This is a genomic window from Mesorhizobium sp. M7D.F.Ca.US.005.01.1.1 (assembly GCF_003952545.1).
Lineage (GTDB): Bacteria > Pseudomonadota > Alphaproteobacteria > Rhizobiales > Rhizobiaceae > Mesorhizobium > Mesorhizobium loti.
This window is the reverse complement of record NZ_CP034453.1, coordinates 5,959,800-5,974,643: the sequence shown is the minus strand read 5'-3', so window position 1 is coordinate 5,974,643 and position 14,844 is coordinate 5,959,800. Positions and strand designations below refer to the sequence as shown.

Annotated in this window: 16 protein-coding genes; 8 read left to right on the top strand and 8 right to left on the bottom strand. The window is 62.4% G+C overall.

The features are described 5' to 3' along the window. Nucleotides 1-9 precede the first annotated feature (9 nt). The 5 genes from EJ076_RS29205 to EJ076_RS29185 all read right to left on the bottom strand — a co-directional run bounded on the left by EJ076_RS29205 (nt 10) and on the right by EJ076_RS29185 (nt 5,855). Nucleotides 10-1,920: an ATP-binding protein gene (locus tag EJ076_RS29205; RefSeq protein WP_126070197.1), complete on the bottom strand. Its 1,911-nt coding sequence runs from the start codon at nt 1,918-1,920 to the stop codon at nt 10-12. Nucleotides 1,921-1,944: 24 nt separating this feature from the next. Further along, nucleotides 1,945-3,090: a hypothetical protein gene (locus EJ076_RS29200; RefSeq protein ID WP_109659679.1), complete on the bottom strand. Its 1,146-nt coding sequence runs from the start codon at nt 3,088-3,090 to the stop codon at nt 1,945-1,947. 31 nt (nt 3,091-3,121) lie between these two features. Next, entirely contained in the window at nt 3,122-4,210 is a 1,089-nt protein-coding gene (locus tag EJ076_RS29195; protein WP_109661265.1) for a hypothetical protein, read from the bottom strand. A 311-nt stretch (nt 4,211-4,521) separates the two neighbouring features. After that, a complete protein-coding gene (locus EJ076_RS29190) occupies nt 4,522-4,911 on the bottom strand; it encodes a cytochrome c family protein (protein WP_126070196.1) in 390 nt (129 codons plus the stop codon). A gap of 86 nt (nt 4,912-4,997) precedes the next feature. After that, a complete protein-coding gene (locus EJ076_RS29185) occupies nt 4,998-5,855 on the bottom strand; it encodes a LysR substrate-binding domain-containing protein (protein WP_126070195.1) in 858 nt (285 codons plus the stop codon). 100 nt (nt 5,856-5,955) lie between these two features. Between EJ076_RS29185 and EJ076_RS29180 the strand changes: the two genes are divergently transcribed. Beyond that, nucleotides 5,956-6,894 carry a DMT family transporter gene (locus EJ076_RS29180; RefSeq protein WP_126070194.1) on the top strand — a complete coding sequence of 313 codons (939 nt, stop codon included), beginning with the start codon at nt 5,956-5,958 and terminating at the stop codon, nt 6,892-6,894. Here EJ076_RS29180 and EJ076_RS29175 read toward each other — a convergent pair. Next, nucleotides 6,884-7,495, bottom strand: coding sequence for a thymidine kinase (locus EJ076_RS29175; protein ID WP_024504537.1), 612 nt, complete (start codon nt 7,493-7,495; stop codon nt 6,884-6,886). The genes EJ076_RS29180 and EJ076_RS29175 overlap by 11 nt on opposite strands. Nucleotides 7,496-7,753: 258 nt before the next feature. Between EJ076_RS29175 and EJ076_RS29170 the strand changes: the two genes are divergently transcribed. The 4 genes from EJ076_RS29170 (at nt 7,754) to EJ076_RS29155 (ending at nt 11,194) form a co-directional block, all read left to right on the top strand. Beyond that, a complete protein-coding gene (locus EJ076_RS29170; protein ID WP_109659689.1) occupies nt 7,754-8,689 on the top strand; it encodes a choline ABC transporter substrate-binding protein in 936 nt (311 codons plus the stop codon). Nucleotides 8,690-8,827: 138 nt separating this feature from the next. Beyond that, complete coding sequence (gene choW, locus EJ076_RS29165; protein WP_126070193.1) at nt 8,828-9,682, top strand: choline ABC transporter permease subunit; 855 nt, start codon at nt 8,828-8,830, stop codon at nt 9,680-9,682. After that, on the top strand, nt 9,679-10,860 hold the full coding sequence (choV, locus tag EJ076_RS29160) for a choline ABC transporter ATP-binding protein (protein WP_126070192.1): 1,182 nt from the start codon (nt 9,679-9,681) through the stop codon (nt 10,858-10,860). The genes choW and choV overlap by 4 nt, the downstream gene beginning before the upstream one ends. Before the next feature lie 118 nt (nt 10,861-10,978). After that, nucleotides 10,979-11,194, top strand: coding sequence for a hypothetical protein (locus EJ076_RS29155; protein ID WP_126070191.1), 216 nt, complete (start codon nt 10,979-10,981; stop codon nt 11,192-11,194). 114 nt (nt 11,195-11,308) lie between these two features. Here the strand turns inward: EJ076_RS29155 and EJ076_RS29150 are convergent, their stop codons facing one another. Beyond that, complete coding sequence (locus EJ076_RS29150) at nt 11,309-12,715, bottom strand: ATP-binding protein (protein ID WP_126070190.1); 1,407 nt, start codon at nt 12,713-12,715, stop codon at nt 11,309-11,311. Next, nucleotides 12,712-13,428 carry a response regulator transcription factor gene (locus tag EJ076_RS29145; RefSeq protein ID WP_109661267.1) on the bottom strand — a complete coding sequence of 239 codons (717 nt, stop codon included), beginning with the start codon at nt 13,426-13,428 and terminating at the stop codon, nt 12,712-12,714. Before EJ076_RS29145 ends, EJ076_RS29150 begins: the two co-directional genes overlap by 4 nt. 233 nt (nt 13,429-13,661) lie before the next feature. Between EJ076_RS29145 and EJ076_RS29140 the strand changes: the two genes are divergently transcribed. The 3 genes from EJ076_RS29140 (at nt 13,662) to EJ076_RS29130 (ending at nt 14,755) form a co-directional block, all read left to right on the top strand. After that, nucleotides 13,662-13,964 carry a hypothetical protein gene (locus EJ076_RS29140; RefSeq protein WP_109659698.1) on the top strand — a complete coding sequence of 101 codons (303 nt, stop codon included), beginning with the start codon at nt 13,662-13,664 and terminating at the stop codon, nt 13,962-13,964. 38 nt (nt 13,965-14,002) lie between these two features. Beyond that, nucleotides 14,003-14,278: a hypothetical protein gene (locus EJ076_RS29135; RefSeq protein WP_109659700.1), complete on the top strand. Its 276-nt coding sequence runs from the start codon at nt 14,003-14,005 to the stop codon at nt 14,276-14,278. 162 nt (nt 14,279-14,440) lie between these two features. After that, nucleotides 14,441-14,755, top strand: coding sequence for a hypothetical protein (locus EJ076_RS29130; protein WP_126070189.1), 315 nt, complete (start codon nt 14,441-14,443; stop codon nt 14,753-14,755). Nucleotides 14,756-14,844 lie beyond the last annotated feature (89 nt).

Sequence of the window (14,844 nt, the reverse complement as noted above, 5' to 3'; positions counted from 1 at the left end):
TGCCTACCTTTAGGCATTCCATAGCCCCTTCTTCTTCATCTCCTCCATCTCGCGCGCGGCCCGTTCGCGCAGGCGGGCGTCGCGCAGCAGCTTTTGCACAGCGGCATCGTCGGACTTGTCGGAATAGCGGAACTCCGAGTCGGCGTAGCGGTTGATCTCCTGCATGACTATGTCCATCGAGAAAGGCCCGCGCAGTTCCTCGATCATCGCTTTCTTCTCGTCGTAGCCCTTGTGCATGAAGGCTTCCGGCTTCTCGAACCAGTCGTCGGGAAGCTCGATGTCCATGGCGCGCATCTTGATGGCGTCGGTGACGTTCTTGATGGCGCGGCCGGTGAAGCGCGGCTCGGCATCCTTGATCAGGTGCAGATAGGTGCCGATGTCGGCCATCGACTTCGGCGCGCCGTTCTCCTTCATGTAGCGTTCGTAGACCTTGATCAGCCCGTCCTCTTGCGGCTTCTCGTGTTCCTCATAGGCCTCGGTCACGGCGCGCTGGATTTCCTGCGCGGCGTAGAGATCGTGGTCGCCGAGCGGGATCTTGTGGTTCTTGCCGGCGAGCAGCACGAAGATGTCGATGTAGTCGTCGCGCGACTGCGGCCCGTCGACCAGCCAGCGGGCACCGGCGCGCTGGCGCAATGCGTCGTCGACATTTTCAGGATAGTTGGAGAACATGCCGAACGAGCAGTTGCCGCGCACCACGGTGGCGGCGCCGGCGAAGGCATCCATCAAAACGCCTGTGATCTCCTGCTGGCCGGCCGAGGCGCGGTCGTCGGAGCGGCGCGCCGCCACCTGATCGATGTCGTCGATGGTGCCGAAGCCGATGACGCGCGGGTTCAGCACATTGTTGATGAACTGGCGGCAGTTCTGGCCCGACTTGCCCTGGTAGGACGAGATCTGGTCGACGCCGAAATTCTCATAGGCGAAGGGATAGCCGGCGACCTGGCAATAGCCGTTGACGAGGCCGGCGATCATCTGGATCAGCGTCGTCTTGCCGGTGCCGGGCGCGCCGTCGCCGATGAAGGTGAACAGGAAGCCGCCGAGCTCGACGAACGGATTGAGTTCGCGCTCGAAGTCGAAGGCCATCAGCATCTTAGCGAGCTTGACCGACTGGTATTTGGCTATGTGGTTGCCGACGACCTCTTCCGGTTTCTTGAAGGTCATCACCAGCGGCTTGGAGCGCTTGCCCGGCGCGACGTCGAAACCATCGAGGGTGAAATCGTCGGCATCGATGCGGATATGGGCGTTCTCGAACGGGCCGATGCCGTCGAAGCGACCCTTGCGCGCCAGAAGCCCGTCGATGGCGACGCGGGCAAAGGCGCGTGCCCTTGTCATCAGGTCGGCGTCGTCAGACGATCCCGAGATTGCCTTGTCAAGGCCGGCGAGGATCGACTTCACCGCATCCTGCGGCGTGTCGAACAGGAAGTCTGGTTCGGGACTATCGTTGGGCGCCTCGCCGTCGCTGTCGATCAGCTGGAACAGATAGGAGGCGAGGCTGAAGGCTGAGATGTAAGCCGACGCCGACAGAAGCTTCTTGAAGGTGGACGCCTCGTCGCCTTCGAGCGGTGCGCGCGTGTTCCTGGCCTGCAGGCTTTCGAGGTCCGAGCCTTCGGCAAAGACGTCCGATATGGCCAGCGCGATCGCCGTGCCGCGCCGGGCGCGAAACAAGAGCGTGTGCTGCGGAATGGTCAGCAGCTGGTCGTCGGGATGGACGGCGCCGACTGTCTTCGACAGCTCGACCTCGCGCGTGCGGCGCACCGAACCGACCGAGACGGTGGAGACGAAGCGGCGGTTGGTGCCGGCAAGTGCTGTGCCGGACTCGCGTGACGGATCCTCCAGCACGACAATGCGGGTGATGAAGCTCTGCGCGGTGGCGCGGTGCTTCTCTATGGCGGCTTCCGGGATGGTGGTCAGGCCGGTATCCATGAAGGGTGCTCCGTGGTGTGACGGTCAGACGTCTGAGATGACCTGTCCGTTGGACAGGATGTGAACCTTGTAGCCGGCAAAAATCTTCTGCGCCTCGCCGGCTGCGTAGAGCGCCTGGTAGGCTTCGTGCGGGATCAGCGCATGGTTTTCGTAGCTCGACACGCCCTGGCGCGCGGCTTCCAGATCGTCGGTGTTGATGAAGAATTCCTGCGTCGTCTTCTCGCTCGAAAACAGCCCCTTGCGGCCGGGTTTCTCGCCCTTGGAGTAGACCTCCTGGATGGTCCAGGTCAGCAGCCAGGCATTTTCCGGCTTGCGCACCTTGGCCAGAACCTCGGTCACCGTCGAATTGTTGTCGGTGATGCCGGCCGAATAGAACGGGCCGAGCACGACGCGACGCAACTGCTTGGGGTGCAGCGGCTCGAAATCCTTGTCGAGGTTGACGGCGATGGTCGCCGGCGACAGCGTATAGGCGGAATTCTTCTCTGTGAAATCGTCGAAACGGTGGGCAAGCTCGGGATTGAGCAGGCCGTCGACCGGCAGCGGAATGTCGATCGTCTCGTTCAGCTTGCCGTTTCTGTCGACGAGCTGGCGGATCATCGCTTCGGAAGAATCCTCCACCGTCACCATATAGACCAGCGGCAGGTTGGCACTGCCGTCGAACGTCGCCCAGTGGACGAGATAATAAGGTCGCGCCGTCTTCGGATTGACCGAGACGTTAGCCGTTTGCGCCAGTGTGAACGGGCCGAACGTGTTCTCGCTTTTCACGTCCTCGAGATAGAGCCGCTCGGCCATCGACTTCTGCAGCGCCTCGGGGAATTCCTTGTGGCGCAGGATGAAGTCGGCCATTTCCTCGCGCAACTCGCCGGCCAGCGGAATGTTGGCAAGCCGCGCATCGGCCTGGCGGCGGTCATTTTCCAGTTCGAGCAGGTTCTGGAAGACCGGGAAGCCACTTTCGGCGCGCGAAATGCGGAACGTGTCCATGAAGCCTAGCCGGTTGCGCCAGCAGGCAAACGACTTGTCGAGCCGGGCAATGTATTCGGCGACGATCTTGGCGACGATGCCATGCCGGTAGAGCGGCGAGCGATCGTCGCGCATGAACACTTCAAGGCCGCTGAGCGCGGCCGTGATGGCGGAGAAATACCGTGCAGCCGCTTCGTTTTCGGGGGTCATGCCTGTGCGCTCGCGGGCAGTCCTGTCACCCCTAAGACTGCACGTAGTTTGCCGAATTGTGCTTCTTCAGCACCTCGTCGAAGCGGCGGGCGAAGGCATCGTCGGCCAGCTTCTTGCGGCGCTGGATGTCGGCGCTGGCGACCATGTTCTTCTCGTGCATCTCGAGCAGGTCGCCGATGTGCTTCTGTGATGCAGCACCGATGCCGGCCATGGTTTCCTCGGCCGTGTTGTCGACCTGGCTGCCCAGCGTGTTGATCTTGTGGGCGACATCCTGCTGCGCGGCGGTCTTCAGCGAATCTTCCAGCGCCTTGTAGAGCACGATGCGCTGCTCGGTATCGATGGTCAGCTTGTTGATCAGCGTCGATTGCGCGGCGATCTGGTTGTTGAGCGAATCAACGAAGGTCTGGAACATCGAGGTGTAGCGCTCGAGCGTCTGGCTTTCGGCCAGCAGTTCCTGCTCCTTGGCCTGCTTTTCGTTGTATTCCGTCGCCAGCTTGGAGCGGTCGCCTTCGAGCTGCGTGCGGTCCTTCTGGCTGGTCGAGGCTGCGATCTTGTTTTCGATGTCGAGCAGCATCGGATTGAGTTCCTCGATGCGCTTCTGCACGGCTTCGAGGTTGGTCATCGTGGTCTTGCGGCGCTCGATGACCTGCGACAGGCTGGTCTCGGAGGTCTTGTAGCGCTGATCGAGGACTTCTTTTTGCGCCTTCAGGATGCCGACGATGGTGTCTGACTTGACCAGCAGTTCCTGCAGATTGCCGGCCAGCGACATGTTGCGGACGCGGTCGGTGCGCATGCGCTGCTTGCTCTGGCTGGAGAAGACGCCGATGAATTTTTCCCAGCCGGTGTAGTTCTTCATGCTCTCGAACTCGGCGCCGAAGACGTTGGTGGCGTCCTCCAGCCCGATGATCAGGTCGGCGATGTTGCCTTCCATCACCTTCTGCTGCTTCAGCACGTCCTCGATGCGGGCGTTCTCGATGTCGAAATTGGCGTCGCCGATCTTCTTGTCGGCGGTGGCGAGCGTATCAAGCACGGTGCCGGACTGCTCGATCTTGGTGCGCATATCCTGCACGACCTGCTTGGTCTTGGCAATTTCGGCGTCGAAATTCTGCAATGTCGCCATTGGGGCCTCCCGCTTCGGCATCACGTCGCTGGTCGCGAACAGCGGCGAATATATGTGGGGCATCCGGGGATTGAAAGACGCAAGACAACACCCGCCTCGAAAACAAAAGAATCCGTCGCGGTCTTGAAAGTTAGTGAAGGTGGGGTCATGGCGTGATTAGCTTGCCGGTTAGGCATAGTTCAGCTGTCATTGAACTTTCATGCGGCAAAGCGATGGCGCACGGATGCCTTTGTATTCGGCAAACCACTGAAGCAATCGTGGCCGCGATATGCGACGCGAAAGCCGGCTTTACAGAACTGACGAACAGCGGATCAGGGCTTGGGATCGGCCTTCAGATAGGCGATGACATTGGCGATGTCGTCGTCCTTGGTCAGGCCGGCAAACGCCATCTTGTTGCCGGGCACTTTCAGCTTGGGGGCCTTGATATACTCGGCGAGATTGGCTTCATCCCACACCAGGCCGGCAGCACCGGCACTCTTCATCGCCTCGGAGTAGTGACCAAGAAAACTCTCGGCGCTACCGGCGGTGCGGCCGACGACGCCCATCAAATGCGGGCCGACCTTGTCGCGGTCGGTGGCCGCTTCATGGCAGGCGATGCACCGGTTGAAGACCTTCTTGCCCAGGGCCGGGTCACCGCCGGCATGGGCGGCAAGGGAGGTGGCAAGGAGAAGAAAGCTGGCGGACGAAGCGGCTCGAAACATGGCTGACCCCGGAGAGCTCTGGCTGTCGGCCTTATAGGGCCGAGGCCTTAACAAACGCTGCATCGTGGCGGGATTGGTATTGCAAGTCAGGCCTGCTGTGCCAGGTCGCGGCGCAGGAAGTCATTCAGCCGTTCGACCGCCGGCGTCATCGACAGAGGGTTGCGCAGGATGCCGATTTCGAGGTCCGGCAGCACCGGAAGCCCTTCATTGCCGCCGATGATGCGCAGCGATGGCGGTACGCTGCGCAGGGCGAGGCCAGCCACCGCGAGTCCTGCTTGGACGACCGCGATCAGGCCAAGCAAAGAGGCGCTGGAATAGGTGCAGCGATAGGAGCGGTCGGCATCGCCAAGCGCCTGCAGGACATTCATCCTCGCGGCGCAGCCTGGTTCGAACAAGGCGACCGGAAGCGGGGCGGTCTCCCATGCCACATGGTTTGGCGAGGCGACCCAGACGAAACGTTCCAGCCGGATCACGTCGAGCGGCTGCTCCGGCAAGCGGGTGACGATGGCGAGATCCAGCCGTCCCTCGGCCAGCGTCTTCACCAGCGCCGTCGATTGTTCGCAGATCAGTTCCACCGTCACCAGGGGATGCTCCGCCGCAAAGCGCGACAGCACCGGCGGCAAGAGGAAGGCCGCATAGTCGTCCGGCACACCCAGACGGACGCTGCCGGTCTCCTTCGGCTGGGTGACGCTCGCCCATGCCTCATCCGACAGCTTCAGCAACCGGCGCGCATAGATCAGGAAATCCTCGCCGATGGCATTGGGAGTGACCGTTCTGGGGCCACGCACCAGAAGCTGGTTGCCGACCATCTCCTCCAGCCGCTGCATCTGCATGCTGACGGCCGACTGGCTGCGGCCGACCCGAGGTGCTGCATTGGAAAGGCTGCCGCTCTCGACGACGGCGACGAAGGTTTTCAGCAGATTGAGATCGAGTGGCGCGGCCATGCTGCTATCAGCATATCGAATAGATCATTCCAAATCTATTCGCTTGTTTGAAGGCCGCGCCGATGACCAGATGGCTGGAGTACCAGCTGGACGAACACCCATGGCAGACGCATCGACAGCTCGCTTTCCGGCCGCGAGCCTCGCTTTGGCGATGGTGATTGCCGGCACGGTCGGCGCCTTCGTCACGGAATCGGGGCTGCATCCCGTCACCGTCGTCTTCTGGCGGTGCGTGTTCGGCGCGATCTTCCTCTTCGCATGGTGCCTGTTGCGCGGCTATCTGCCGGACCGGACGCTGTCGCCATCCCGGCTTGCCCTTGCAGCACTTGCCGGCGTCTGCATGGTGCTGAGCTGGACGGCCTTCTTCGCCGGCTTCGCCATGACGTCGATCGCCACGACGACGATCGTCTATCATGTCCAGCCGTTCTTCGTGGTCCTGATCGGCGTGGCCTTCCTGAGGGAACGCATCTCGCTCGACCAACTGTTGTGGATGTTCGGGGCGTTTGTCGGGGTCGTGCTGGCCAGCGGCCTCGTCGTCGCGCACGCCCATGCCGATGCCAGCTGGGCGCTGGGCATTGCGCTGACGCTGGGCGCCGCCCTGCTCTATGCCGTTGCAACGATCCTGGCCAAGGGCCTTGGCCGGCAGCGCGCGGAGATCACCGTGCTTTGCCAGACGGTGGTGGGCATCGTCATGCTCGCCCCGTTCGCTGACATCGGCCAACATATTGCGCCTGCGTCATGGGGCTGGCTGCTCGGCATCGGCGTGCTGCACACCGGCATTGCCTATGTGTTGATGAATTCGGCCTTCCCACGCTTGACGACACCGGTGATCGGCGTGATCACCTTCATCTACCCGGTCGTCGCCATCATCGTCGACTGGGCGATCTATGGGCATCCGCTCGGACCGGCGCAGGCTGCCGGCATGGCGCTGATTGCACTGGCGACGCTTGGTGTGCGGCTTGGTTGGCGGTTTCCGAAGTGGCGTGTCTCGGCGCTTCCCTCGGGAATTGCTCCAAAACCAAGAGATAGAGTCAGCCCTTGATAAAGCCGATGAAGTCGTCGGGCGCGGCGCGGCCCATCTCTTCCTCCCAGTGGCGGCGGCAGAGTGAGACATAGACGTCCTTGCCGATCGCCACCTGTTCGCCTTGCCTGGCCACCTTGCCGTCGGGGCCGAGGCGCACGACCATCGTAGCCTTGCGGCCGCAGCGGCAGATGGTGCGCACTTCGCGCAAATCGTCGGCTATGGCCAGCAGCGCGCGCGAGCCGGAAAACAGCTTGCCCTGGAAATCGGTGCGCAGGCCGTAGCACATGACCGGAATGTTCAGGCGATCGGCTATACGGGCGAGCTGCCAGACCTGCTCCTCCTCGAGGAACTGCGCCTCGTCGACAAAGACGCAATGGACAGATGTATGCGCGTGGTGATCAGCGACGCGGGCGAACAGATCGTCTCCGTCGCGGAACATCTCGGCTTCCGTCTCCAGGCCGATGCGCGACGAGATCAGGCCGGTATCGCCCTTGCGGTAGTGGCCGGCGACGAACAGCATCGTGCCCATGCCGCGCTCGCGATAATTATACGATGCCTGCAACAGCATCGTCGTCTTGCCGGCATTCATCGTCGCATAGTGGAAGTACAGCTTGGCCATGCCGCTCTTTTAAGCCGAGTTGGCCTGATACGGGGAGGGGCCGCCGCCGGCATTCCCCTGAAAAAGCCGACCCGCCCCTGAAAAAGCTGTCTGGCACGACAAAAGCGCCTGATGTGTCGCTGATTGGCCAGCCCGCGCCGTTGATCGTGATTGCCTTAACGCTTGAATCCACACCAGAATGGTGTTTGGCTGACGAAACAAGGCGGGCAGAGAAACCGTGACTACGCTTCGCCAAAGAATCACAATGGGAGAATATCTATGTCGCGCATGAATTCCTTCGTCGCCGGCCTCGGCCTGGCGGCTTTTTTGTCCACGAGCGCTGCCTTTGCCGGTGATCCGGCAAGCTGCAAGGCGGTGCGCCTTTCCGATGTCGGCTGGACCGACATCCAGGCGACGACCGGCATCGCTTCGGTGCTGCTGACCGCGCTCGGCTACGAGCCGCAGACGATCCAGCTGTCGGTGCCGGTGACCATGGCGTCGCTGAAGAACAAGGATCTCGACGTCTTCCTCGGCAACTGGATGCCGTCGATGACCAACGACATCAAGGACTACACCGCCGACGGCTCGGTCGAGACGATCAGCACGAACCTGACCGGCGCCGGCTACGGCATTGTCGTGCCGACCTATGTCGCGGATGCCGGTGTCAAGTCGCTGACCGATATCGGCAAGTTCAAGGACAAGTTCAACGGCAAGATCTACGGCATCGAGGCCGGCAATGACGGCAACCGCATCATCCTCGACATGATCAAGAACCCGAAGGACAATCTCGAAGGCTTCGAGTTGGTCGAATCCTCGGAGGCCGGCATGCTCACGCAGGCCGAGCAGTCGATGAAGAACAATGAGTGGATCGCCTTCCTCGGCTGGACGCCGCATCCGGTGATGGGCGCCATGAAGATCACCTATCTCGACGGCATGGGCGACAGCGGCTTCGGCGCCGCCACCGTCTTTACCAATGTGCGCAAGGGCTACACCACCGAGTGTCCGAATGCCGGCAAGTTCATCGCCAACCTCAAGTTCAACCTGGACATGGAAGGCCAGATGATGGACGCGATCCTCAAGGGCGGCGACGCCAACACGGTGGCGGCCGACTGGCTGAAGAAGCACCCGGACGCGGTTGCCCCGTGGATCGCCGGCGTAACCACCTTCGACGGTGGCGACGCGGCCGCTGCCGTCAAGACCGCGCTCGGAAGCTGAGCCGACTGAATTCGGCAAAGCCGAACCAGGAAGGGCAGCCATCTTAGAAAAGGCTGCCCTTTTTCATATCCTGTGACAAGATGACGTTGCTACCGTTGAGGCCGAGGGCAGGGCGGTCTCCTGCACGAGAGGGGCGATATGGATCCGATTTCGAAATTCATGGTCGATCACAAGATTCCGATCGGCGCCTGGGGAAAGGCGTTTTTCGGTTTCCTCACCGACAATTTCGACACTGTGTTCAGGGCCTTTTCGAATGGCCTCAATTTCCTGCTCGACGGGCTGGTCAACATCCTGCTGATGGTGCCGCCGGTGCTGCTGGCGCTGATCATCGCCGTCATCGCCTGGCTGCTGCAGCGCTCGCGGCCGCTCGCCATCGGCGTCTTTCTCGGCCTGATCTTCATCATCAACCAGAACCTGTGGAAGCAGACGGTGCAGACGCTGGTGCTGGTCGTCGCGGCCGCTGCCATGGCCATGGCCATCGGTGTGCCGCTCGGCATCTGGGCGGCGCACAAGCCGAAGGTCTATCGCGTGATGCTGCCGGTGCTCGACCTGATGCAGACGCTGCCGACCTTCGTCTACCTGATCCCGGTGCTGACGCTGTTCGGTCTCGGCAACGCGCCCGGCCTCATCGTCACCATCATCTTCGTCATTCCGACCGCGGTCAGGCTCACCCATCTCGGTGTGGTCTCGGTCCCGAAGTCGATCGTCGAGGCGGGCGAGGCTTTCGGCGCCACCAAGAGCCAGCTGCTGTGGAAGGTGGAATTGCCCTCGGCGCTGCCCACCATCATGGCCGGTCTGACGCAGTCGATCATGCTGTCGCTGTCGATGGTGGTGTTCGCCGCACTGATCGGCGCCGGCGGCCTTGGCACCGAGATCAACCGGGCGCTCGGCTCACGCCGCATCGATCTCGGGCTTGAGGCTGGCCTGGCAATCGTCGTGCTCGCCATCGTGCTCGACCGGATGACCCGAATTGCGGTTGGAGGCAAGAAATGACCGTCGCCGTCGATTTCAGGAACGTCGATATCGTCTTCGGCGCCGACCAGGCCGGATCGCTGGCGATGATCGATGCCGGCGCCAGCCGCGCCGAGATCCTCGAAAAGACCGGCAATGTCCTCGGCTGCGCAGGCGCCAGCCTGACCGTGAACGAGGGTGAGATCTCCGTGCTGATGGGCCTCTCCGGTTCGGGCAAGTCGACATTGTTGCGGGCGGTCAACCGGCTCAACGTGGTGTCGCGCGGCCAGGTGCTGGTCAAGGATGGGGACAAGACCGTCGATGTCGTCACTTGCGACCAGGCGACCTTGCGGCGGCTGCGGCAGAAACAGGTGGCGATGGTGTTCCAGCAGTTCGGCCTGCTGCCCTGGCGCACGGTGGAGGAAAATGTCGGCCTCGGCCTCGAACTCGCCGGCGTGCCGGAAGCCGAGCGCAAGGAGCGCGTGCAACGCCAGCTCAAGCTGGTCAATCTCGACCAGTGGTCGAAGAAATACGCGCATGAGCTGTCGGGCGGCATGCAGCAGCGCGTCGGCTTGGCCCGCGCCTTCGCAACCGAGGCGCCGATCCTGTTGATGGACGAGCCGTTCTCGGCGCTCGACCCGCTGATCCGAACCAAGCTGCAGGATGAGTTGCTGCAGCTGCAGGCCGAATTGAAGAAGACCATCATCTTTGTCAGCCACGACCTCGAGGAGGCGCTGAAGATCGGCAGCCACATCACCATCATGGAGGGCGGCCGCATCGTGCAGACCGGCGCGCCGGAAGATATCGTGCTGCGCCCGGCCAACGACTATGTCCGCGACTTCATCGCCAATGTGAACCCGCTATCGGTGCTGACCGCCTGGAACGTGATGCGCGACCGTCGCGATCTGGAGCATGGCGACAATGGCTGGGTGTGGCTCGACCGGCGCAAGACGACGCGCTTCAAGATCGACGATCACGGGCTGGTGGCGGCGGCCGAACGCGACGGCAAGCCGGCGGTCTGGGTGTCATGCGCCGACGTCGAGGGCCAGCCGGAGGAACTGGCGCAGGTGTTCTGGGCCAATCCCGGCACCTCGCTGAAAACCGTGATGCTGGCCATGCACCGTTCGCAGACTGCACCGGTGGCACTGTTCGATGATCAATCGCGATTTGTCGGCGCCATCGGCATCCGCGATGTGTTGAGCGCGGTGCTGCGGCGGTAGGAGCCGCGAGGCTCCAGGACCATCGGCGATCAGGGAAGGCGCTTTGGAGAGGATTTGGGGTTGGTTGTCTAAACCGGGGACCGCGCAGACGGCACTCGGAATACTGCTGGTGGTTGCGATGCGATCGATCCTGGAGTTTTTCAGGATTGGCGGTGCGACCGGCACGCAGCTGAGTGCACATCAGCTCCTTTATATTGAAGGGACGCTGGCAGCGATCACCGCCGCGTTGGTGGTTCTTGTCCTGCATGCATTCGGGCGGCACGGTTGGGCGACCCTCTTCAGCCTGGCAACAATAGTTGCCCTGTTGGCATGGAAGATCGCCGTCATCCGTTGAAAACGGCAAAACATCCCTGGTTCGTGCCGGTCTTGATATCTTGCTGCCGGTTTCCTGGGTTTCGGGAATGCTGCTAAAGCGCTGCGTTGCAGGGCCGGCACTTTAGGCCCGGCATTAAGCCGCCAGCGGCAGGCGCAGTTGCGTCAGCAGGCCACCGCCCGGGTTGTTGGACAGGCTGATCTCGCCGCCGGCGGCGCGCGCGATGTTGCGGGCAATCGTCAGGCCGAGCCCAAGACCACCGGTCTGGCGGTTACGCGATTGTTCGAGGCGCACGAAAGAGCCGAACACGGCGTCGATCTGGGCTTGGGGTATCCCAGGCCCTTCGTCGCGGATGGTGAGCAGGATCATGTTTTCCGACCGGCGCAGGCTGAGATGCGCCTTCTTGCCGTAGGTGACCGCGTTCTGCACCAGATTGGTGACGCAGCGCTTGAGCGCGACCGGCCGCGCCATGCAGATGAGGCCGCGCGAACGGGTATCGTCGTCGAAGGAAACGTCGTCATAGCTGTCGGCGATCGATTCCACGAGCGACCAGAAGTCGATACGTTCGTTCTTCTCCTCCGTCACCTCGAAGGTGGCGAAGTCGATCACCGAGCTGGCGATGCTTTCGACATCGGCGAGATCGTGCGCCAGCGCCTCGCGAACCGCCGACTTGCGCAGCAGCTCCAGGCGCAGGCGCATCCTGGTCATCGGCGTGCGCAGGTCATGCGCCAGTGCCGCCGCCAGATGCTCGCGGTCCTCGACATATTCGCGCAACCGGGTCTGCATGGCGTTGATCGCCTTGGCGGCGGCACGGACCTCGCGGCTGCCGCCTTCAGCGATTGGCGGGCTCTTCAGGTCCTTGCCGATCCGGTTCACGGCCGTTTCCATCATACGGTAGGGCGCCGTAAGCCGGCGCAGCGACCAGATCGACATGATCACCACCAGGCCGGCGATCAGCGAGTAGAGCGGCAGGCTGTCAAAGCTCAGGATCGGACCGACCGGCGTGATCGGCTCGGTGAAGTTCAGCCATTGGCCGTCGGCGAAGCGTAGCGACGCCGTCAATTTGTCGCTCTGGGCGAAGTCGGCTGCCAGCACCAGAAGGTCGCGCTCTACCTGGCCGATATCGGGTCCCGGCGCCGTGCCGTTGGCGTCGTCGGCCTCGCGCGTCGCCGGATCGCGCCGCACGCGTGCATCTGTGATGCCGAACTTCGACAGCCGGCCAACGAGAATGTCTTCGAGCTCGGCCAGTTGGTCGTCGCTTGCGATCGACGAGGTGACCGCCGGCGTGTCCGAGACGGTGAGCGCGTAAGTCGAGTTGAACAGGCCGGTCGCCGTCGCCTTGCGTTGGTCCGGACTGGCGTCATGCATCAGCTGCACCAGCGAGAAGGCACGGTCGTTGAGGCGATAGAGGTCGACGACGTCGTTGGCGGCGGCACGGTCGCGCGACACAATGTAAAGGGTCGCGACCTGGCTGATCAACAGGCCGGCGATGACGATCAGCAGCACCCAGACAGGCAGGGTCTGCGGCAGGAAACGTCTCATTCGGAAGTCGTCTCGGGCAAGAACTGATAGCCGCCGCTACGCACGGTCAGGATCAGCTTGGGCGTTTTCGGGTCGTCTTCCATCTTGCGCCGCAACCGGCTGACCAGGATGTCGATGCTGCGGTCGAAGGAGTAGTCGCTGTCGCCGCCGGAGAGTTCGATGAGCTGGTCGCGGGTCAGCACACGCTGCGCGCTCTTGACGAAGGTCTGCAGCAGGTTGAATTCGGCCATGGTTAGCTCGACCCTGACATCGTCGGGTGCGATCAGCCGGCGGCGCGAACAGTCCATCGTCCAGCCGGCGAAGCGGTAGATCTGCTTGGTGGTGGCGCGCTTGGGCTCGGCGGCGCCATTGCGCCGCAGCACGGCGCGGATGCGCGCCAAAAGCTCGCGCGGGTCGAAGGGTTTGGGCACATAATCGTCGGCGCCCATCTCCAGACCGACGACGCGGTCGGTCGTCTCGGTGACGGCGGTCAGCATGATGATCGGCGTCGAATACTGGGCGCGCAGGTCGCGGCACAGCTCCAGCCCGCTCTTGCCGGGCAGCATCACGTCGAGGACGATGAGATCCACCTGCGTGCGGCGCAGGATGGTCTCCATCTCGATGCCGTCGGCGGCAACCGAGGTGTGCAGGCCCCGCTTCTGGAAGAATTCCTGCAGCAGGTCGCGGATGCCCTTGTCGTCGTCGACGATCAGTATGTGTGCGTCGGATTTCACAGCAGCCCTGTCATTGTTGATTGCCAAGCCGTTCTGTCGCAACCCACACGATAGAATTCAGGCCATATGTTGGCCAGTGGTGATGATGGGTTCACACCGGCTTTCTCAGACACAATCCAGAAACAAAATTCTACAGTTCAGAAAAACTCCTGAAAAATTTCAAAGGCATAACTGATCTCGTGGCGGTCAGGTCATCGGCTGCGACGCTAGTCTCCGGGTTTACGGATAAACCGATGCCAAGGTTGTCGATCAGTTTGTTGGGTGCGTTGCTGGGCCTTGGCCTGGTCACTGCCGCTGTCGGACAATCGGACGCAAAGGTGACGCCCACAACCCGGAGCGAACGGTGCGCCAATCTCAGCCACCAATTTGATGAAGCCCTCGAAACCCACGCCACGGCAACGCAGGTCACCGCGGCAAAGGCACTTCAGAGAAAGGGCAACCGGTACTGCGCCGCCAAGAAACAGGCACAGGGCATCCGGATGCTCGCCAACGCTTTGAAGCTGCTTGGAGTGACACCGAACGACCCGGTTCAGTGACATCAGAAATTCGACCCGCATAAAAAGGAAATGAAGCCATGAAAAAGTCCCTCCTGTCCGCCCTCGGCCTCTCCGTTGCTCTCGCCTTCTCGATGCCGGTTCTCGGCAACGCAGCCGCCACCACGACCGCTGCCCCGGCTGCTGCCACCACGACCACCGCCCCGGCTGCTGCCGCGACGACCACCGCTCCGGCCAAGGCTGCTCCGAAGAAGGTCGCCAAGAAGACCGTCTGCAAGGTGACCAAGAAGCACAAGTGCCCGGTCAAGAAGGCGCCCGCGAAGGCGGCCCCGAAGGCTGCTCCGAAGAAGCCCTGATCAGCTTCGAGGTCAGTTCTAGCAAGGCCGTTCCAGCCGTAAATCGGCTGGGGCGGCCTTCTGCCAAGTGCATGGTCGATGAGCTGAACACCGGCGGCTTCCAGCCACGCAACTCGATTGTGCTTAACCCGTTTGCAACGCCGGCCGTGTAGGGCAATCCGCATGAAGAAGCGGCTTTCGTCCATTTTGCGTTCGATGGTGCTCGGCGGCCTGGTGGCCACCGGCGTCGCCAGGGTGCTGATCCTGTTCACAGCCAGCCCGGTGCCCGATCCGGCCAGCGGGCGCACCGAACCTTCGCTGTTTGCGCCTGCGATTTCCACCAATTGGGACTACATCACGCCGGCACAGACCTGGCTGCTAATCGCGCTGACCGGAGCGACGCTGGTCTGCGTTGCCGCGTGGCCGATCGCGGCATGGCTGGAACGCCGGGCCGATGCGGGCGCAAATCGCCGCATCTTTGGCCGCGAGGGCCGTTGAACGGCAACCGACACTTTCCCACATGACGGTGAATGGCCGCGCCTGCCGGACATCGGCTTCGTGCGTCTATCAAAATGGACGACTGCTGT

Bases quoted from the DNA above. Each gene is read 5' to 3' on its own strand.
- EJ076_RS29200 (WP_109659679.1), bottom strand. From the start codon at position 3,090: ATGACCCCCGAAAACGAAGCGGCTGCACGGTATTTCTCCGCCATCACG.
- EJ076_RS29130 (WP_126070189.1), top strand. From the start codon at position 14,441: ATGAAGAAGCGGCTTTCGTCCATTTTGCGTTCGATGGTGCTCGGCGGC.
- choV (WP_126070192.1), top strand. From the start codon at position 9,679: ATGACCGTCGCCGTCGATTTCAGGAACGTCGATATCGTCTTCGGCGCC.
- EJ076_RS29185 (WP_126070195.1), bottom strand. From the start codon at position 5,855: ATGGCCGCGCCACTCGATCTCAATCTGCTGAAAACCTTCGTCGCCGTC.
- EJ076_RS29180 (WP_126070194.1), top strand. From the start codon at position 5,956: ATGGCAGACGCATCGACAGCTCGCTTTCCGGCCGCGAGCCTCGCTTTG.
- choW (WP_126070193.1), top strand. From the start codon at position 8,828: ATGGATCCGATTTCGAAATTCATGGTCGATCACAAGATTCCGATCGGC.
- EJ076_RS29155 (WP_126070191.1), top strand. From the start codon at position 10,979: ATGCGATCGATCCTGGAGTTTTTCAGGATTGGCGGTGCGACCGGCACG.
- EJ076_RS29205 (WP_126070197.1), bottom strand. From the start codon at position 1,920: ATGGATACCGGCCTGACCACCATCCCGGAAGCCGCCATAGAGAAGCAC.
- EJ076_RS29195 (WP_109661265.1), bottom strand. From the start codon at position 4,210: ATGGCGACATTGCAGAATTTCGACGCCGAAATTGCCAAGACCAAGCAG.
- EJ076_RS29140 (WP_109659698.1), top strand. From the start codon at position 13,662: ATGCCAAGGTTGTCGATCAGTTTGTTGGGTGCGTTGCTGGGCCTTGGC.
- EJ076_RS29170 (WP_109659689.1), top strand. From the start codon at position 7,754: ATGTCGCGCATGAATTCCTTCGTCGCCGGCCTCGGCCTGGCGGCTTTT.
- EJ076_RS29175 (WP_024504537.1), bottom strand. From the start codon at position 7,495: ATGGCCAAGCTGTACTTCCACTATGCGACGATGAATGCCGGCAAGACG.
- EJ076_RS29190 (WP_126070196.1), bottom strand. From the start codon at position 4,911: ATGTTTCGAGCCGCTTCGTCCGCCAGCTTTCTTCTCCTTGCCACCTCC.
- EJ076_RS29135 (WP_109659700.1), top strand. From the start codon at position 14,003: ATGAAAAAGTCCCTCCTGTCCGCCCTCGGCCTCTCCGTTGCTCTCGCC.
- EJ076_RS29150 (WP_126070190.1), bottom strand. From the start codon at position 12,715: ATGAGACGTTTCCTGCCGCAGACCCTGCCTGTCTGGGTGCTGCTGATC.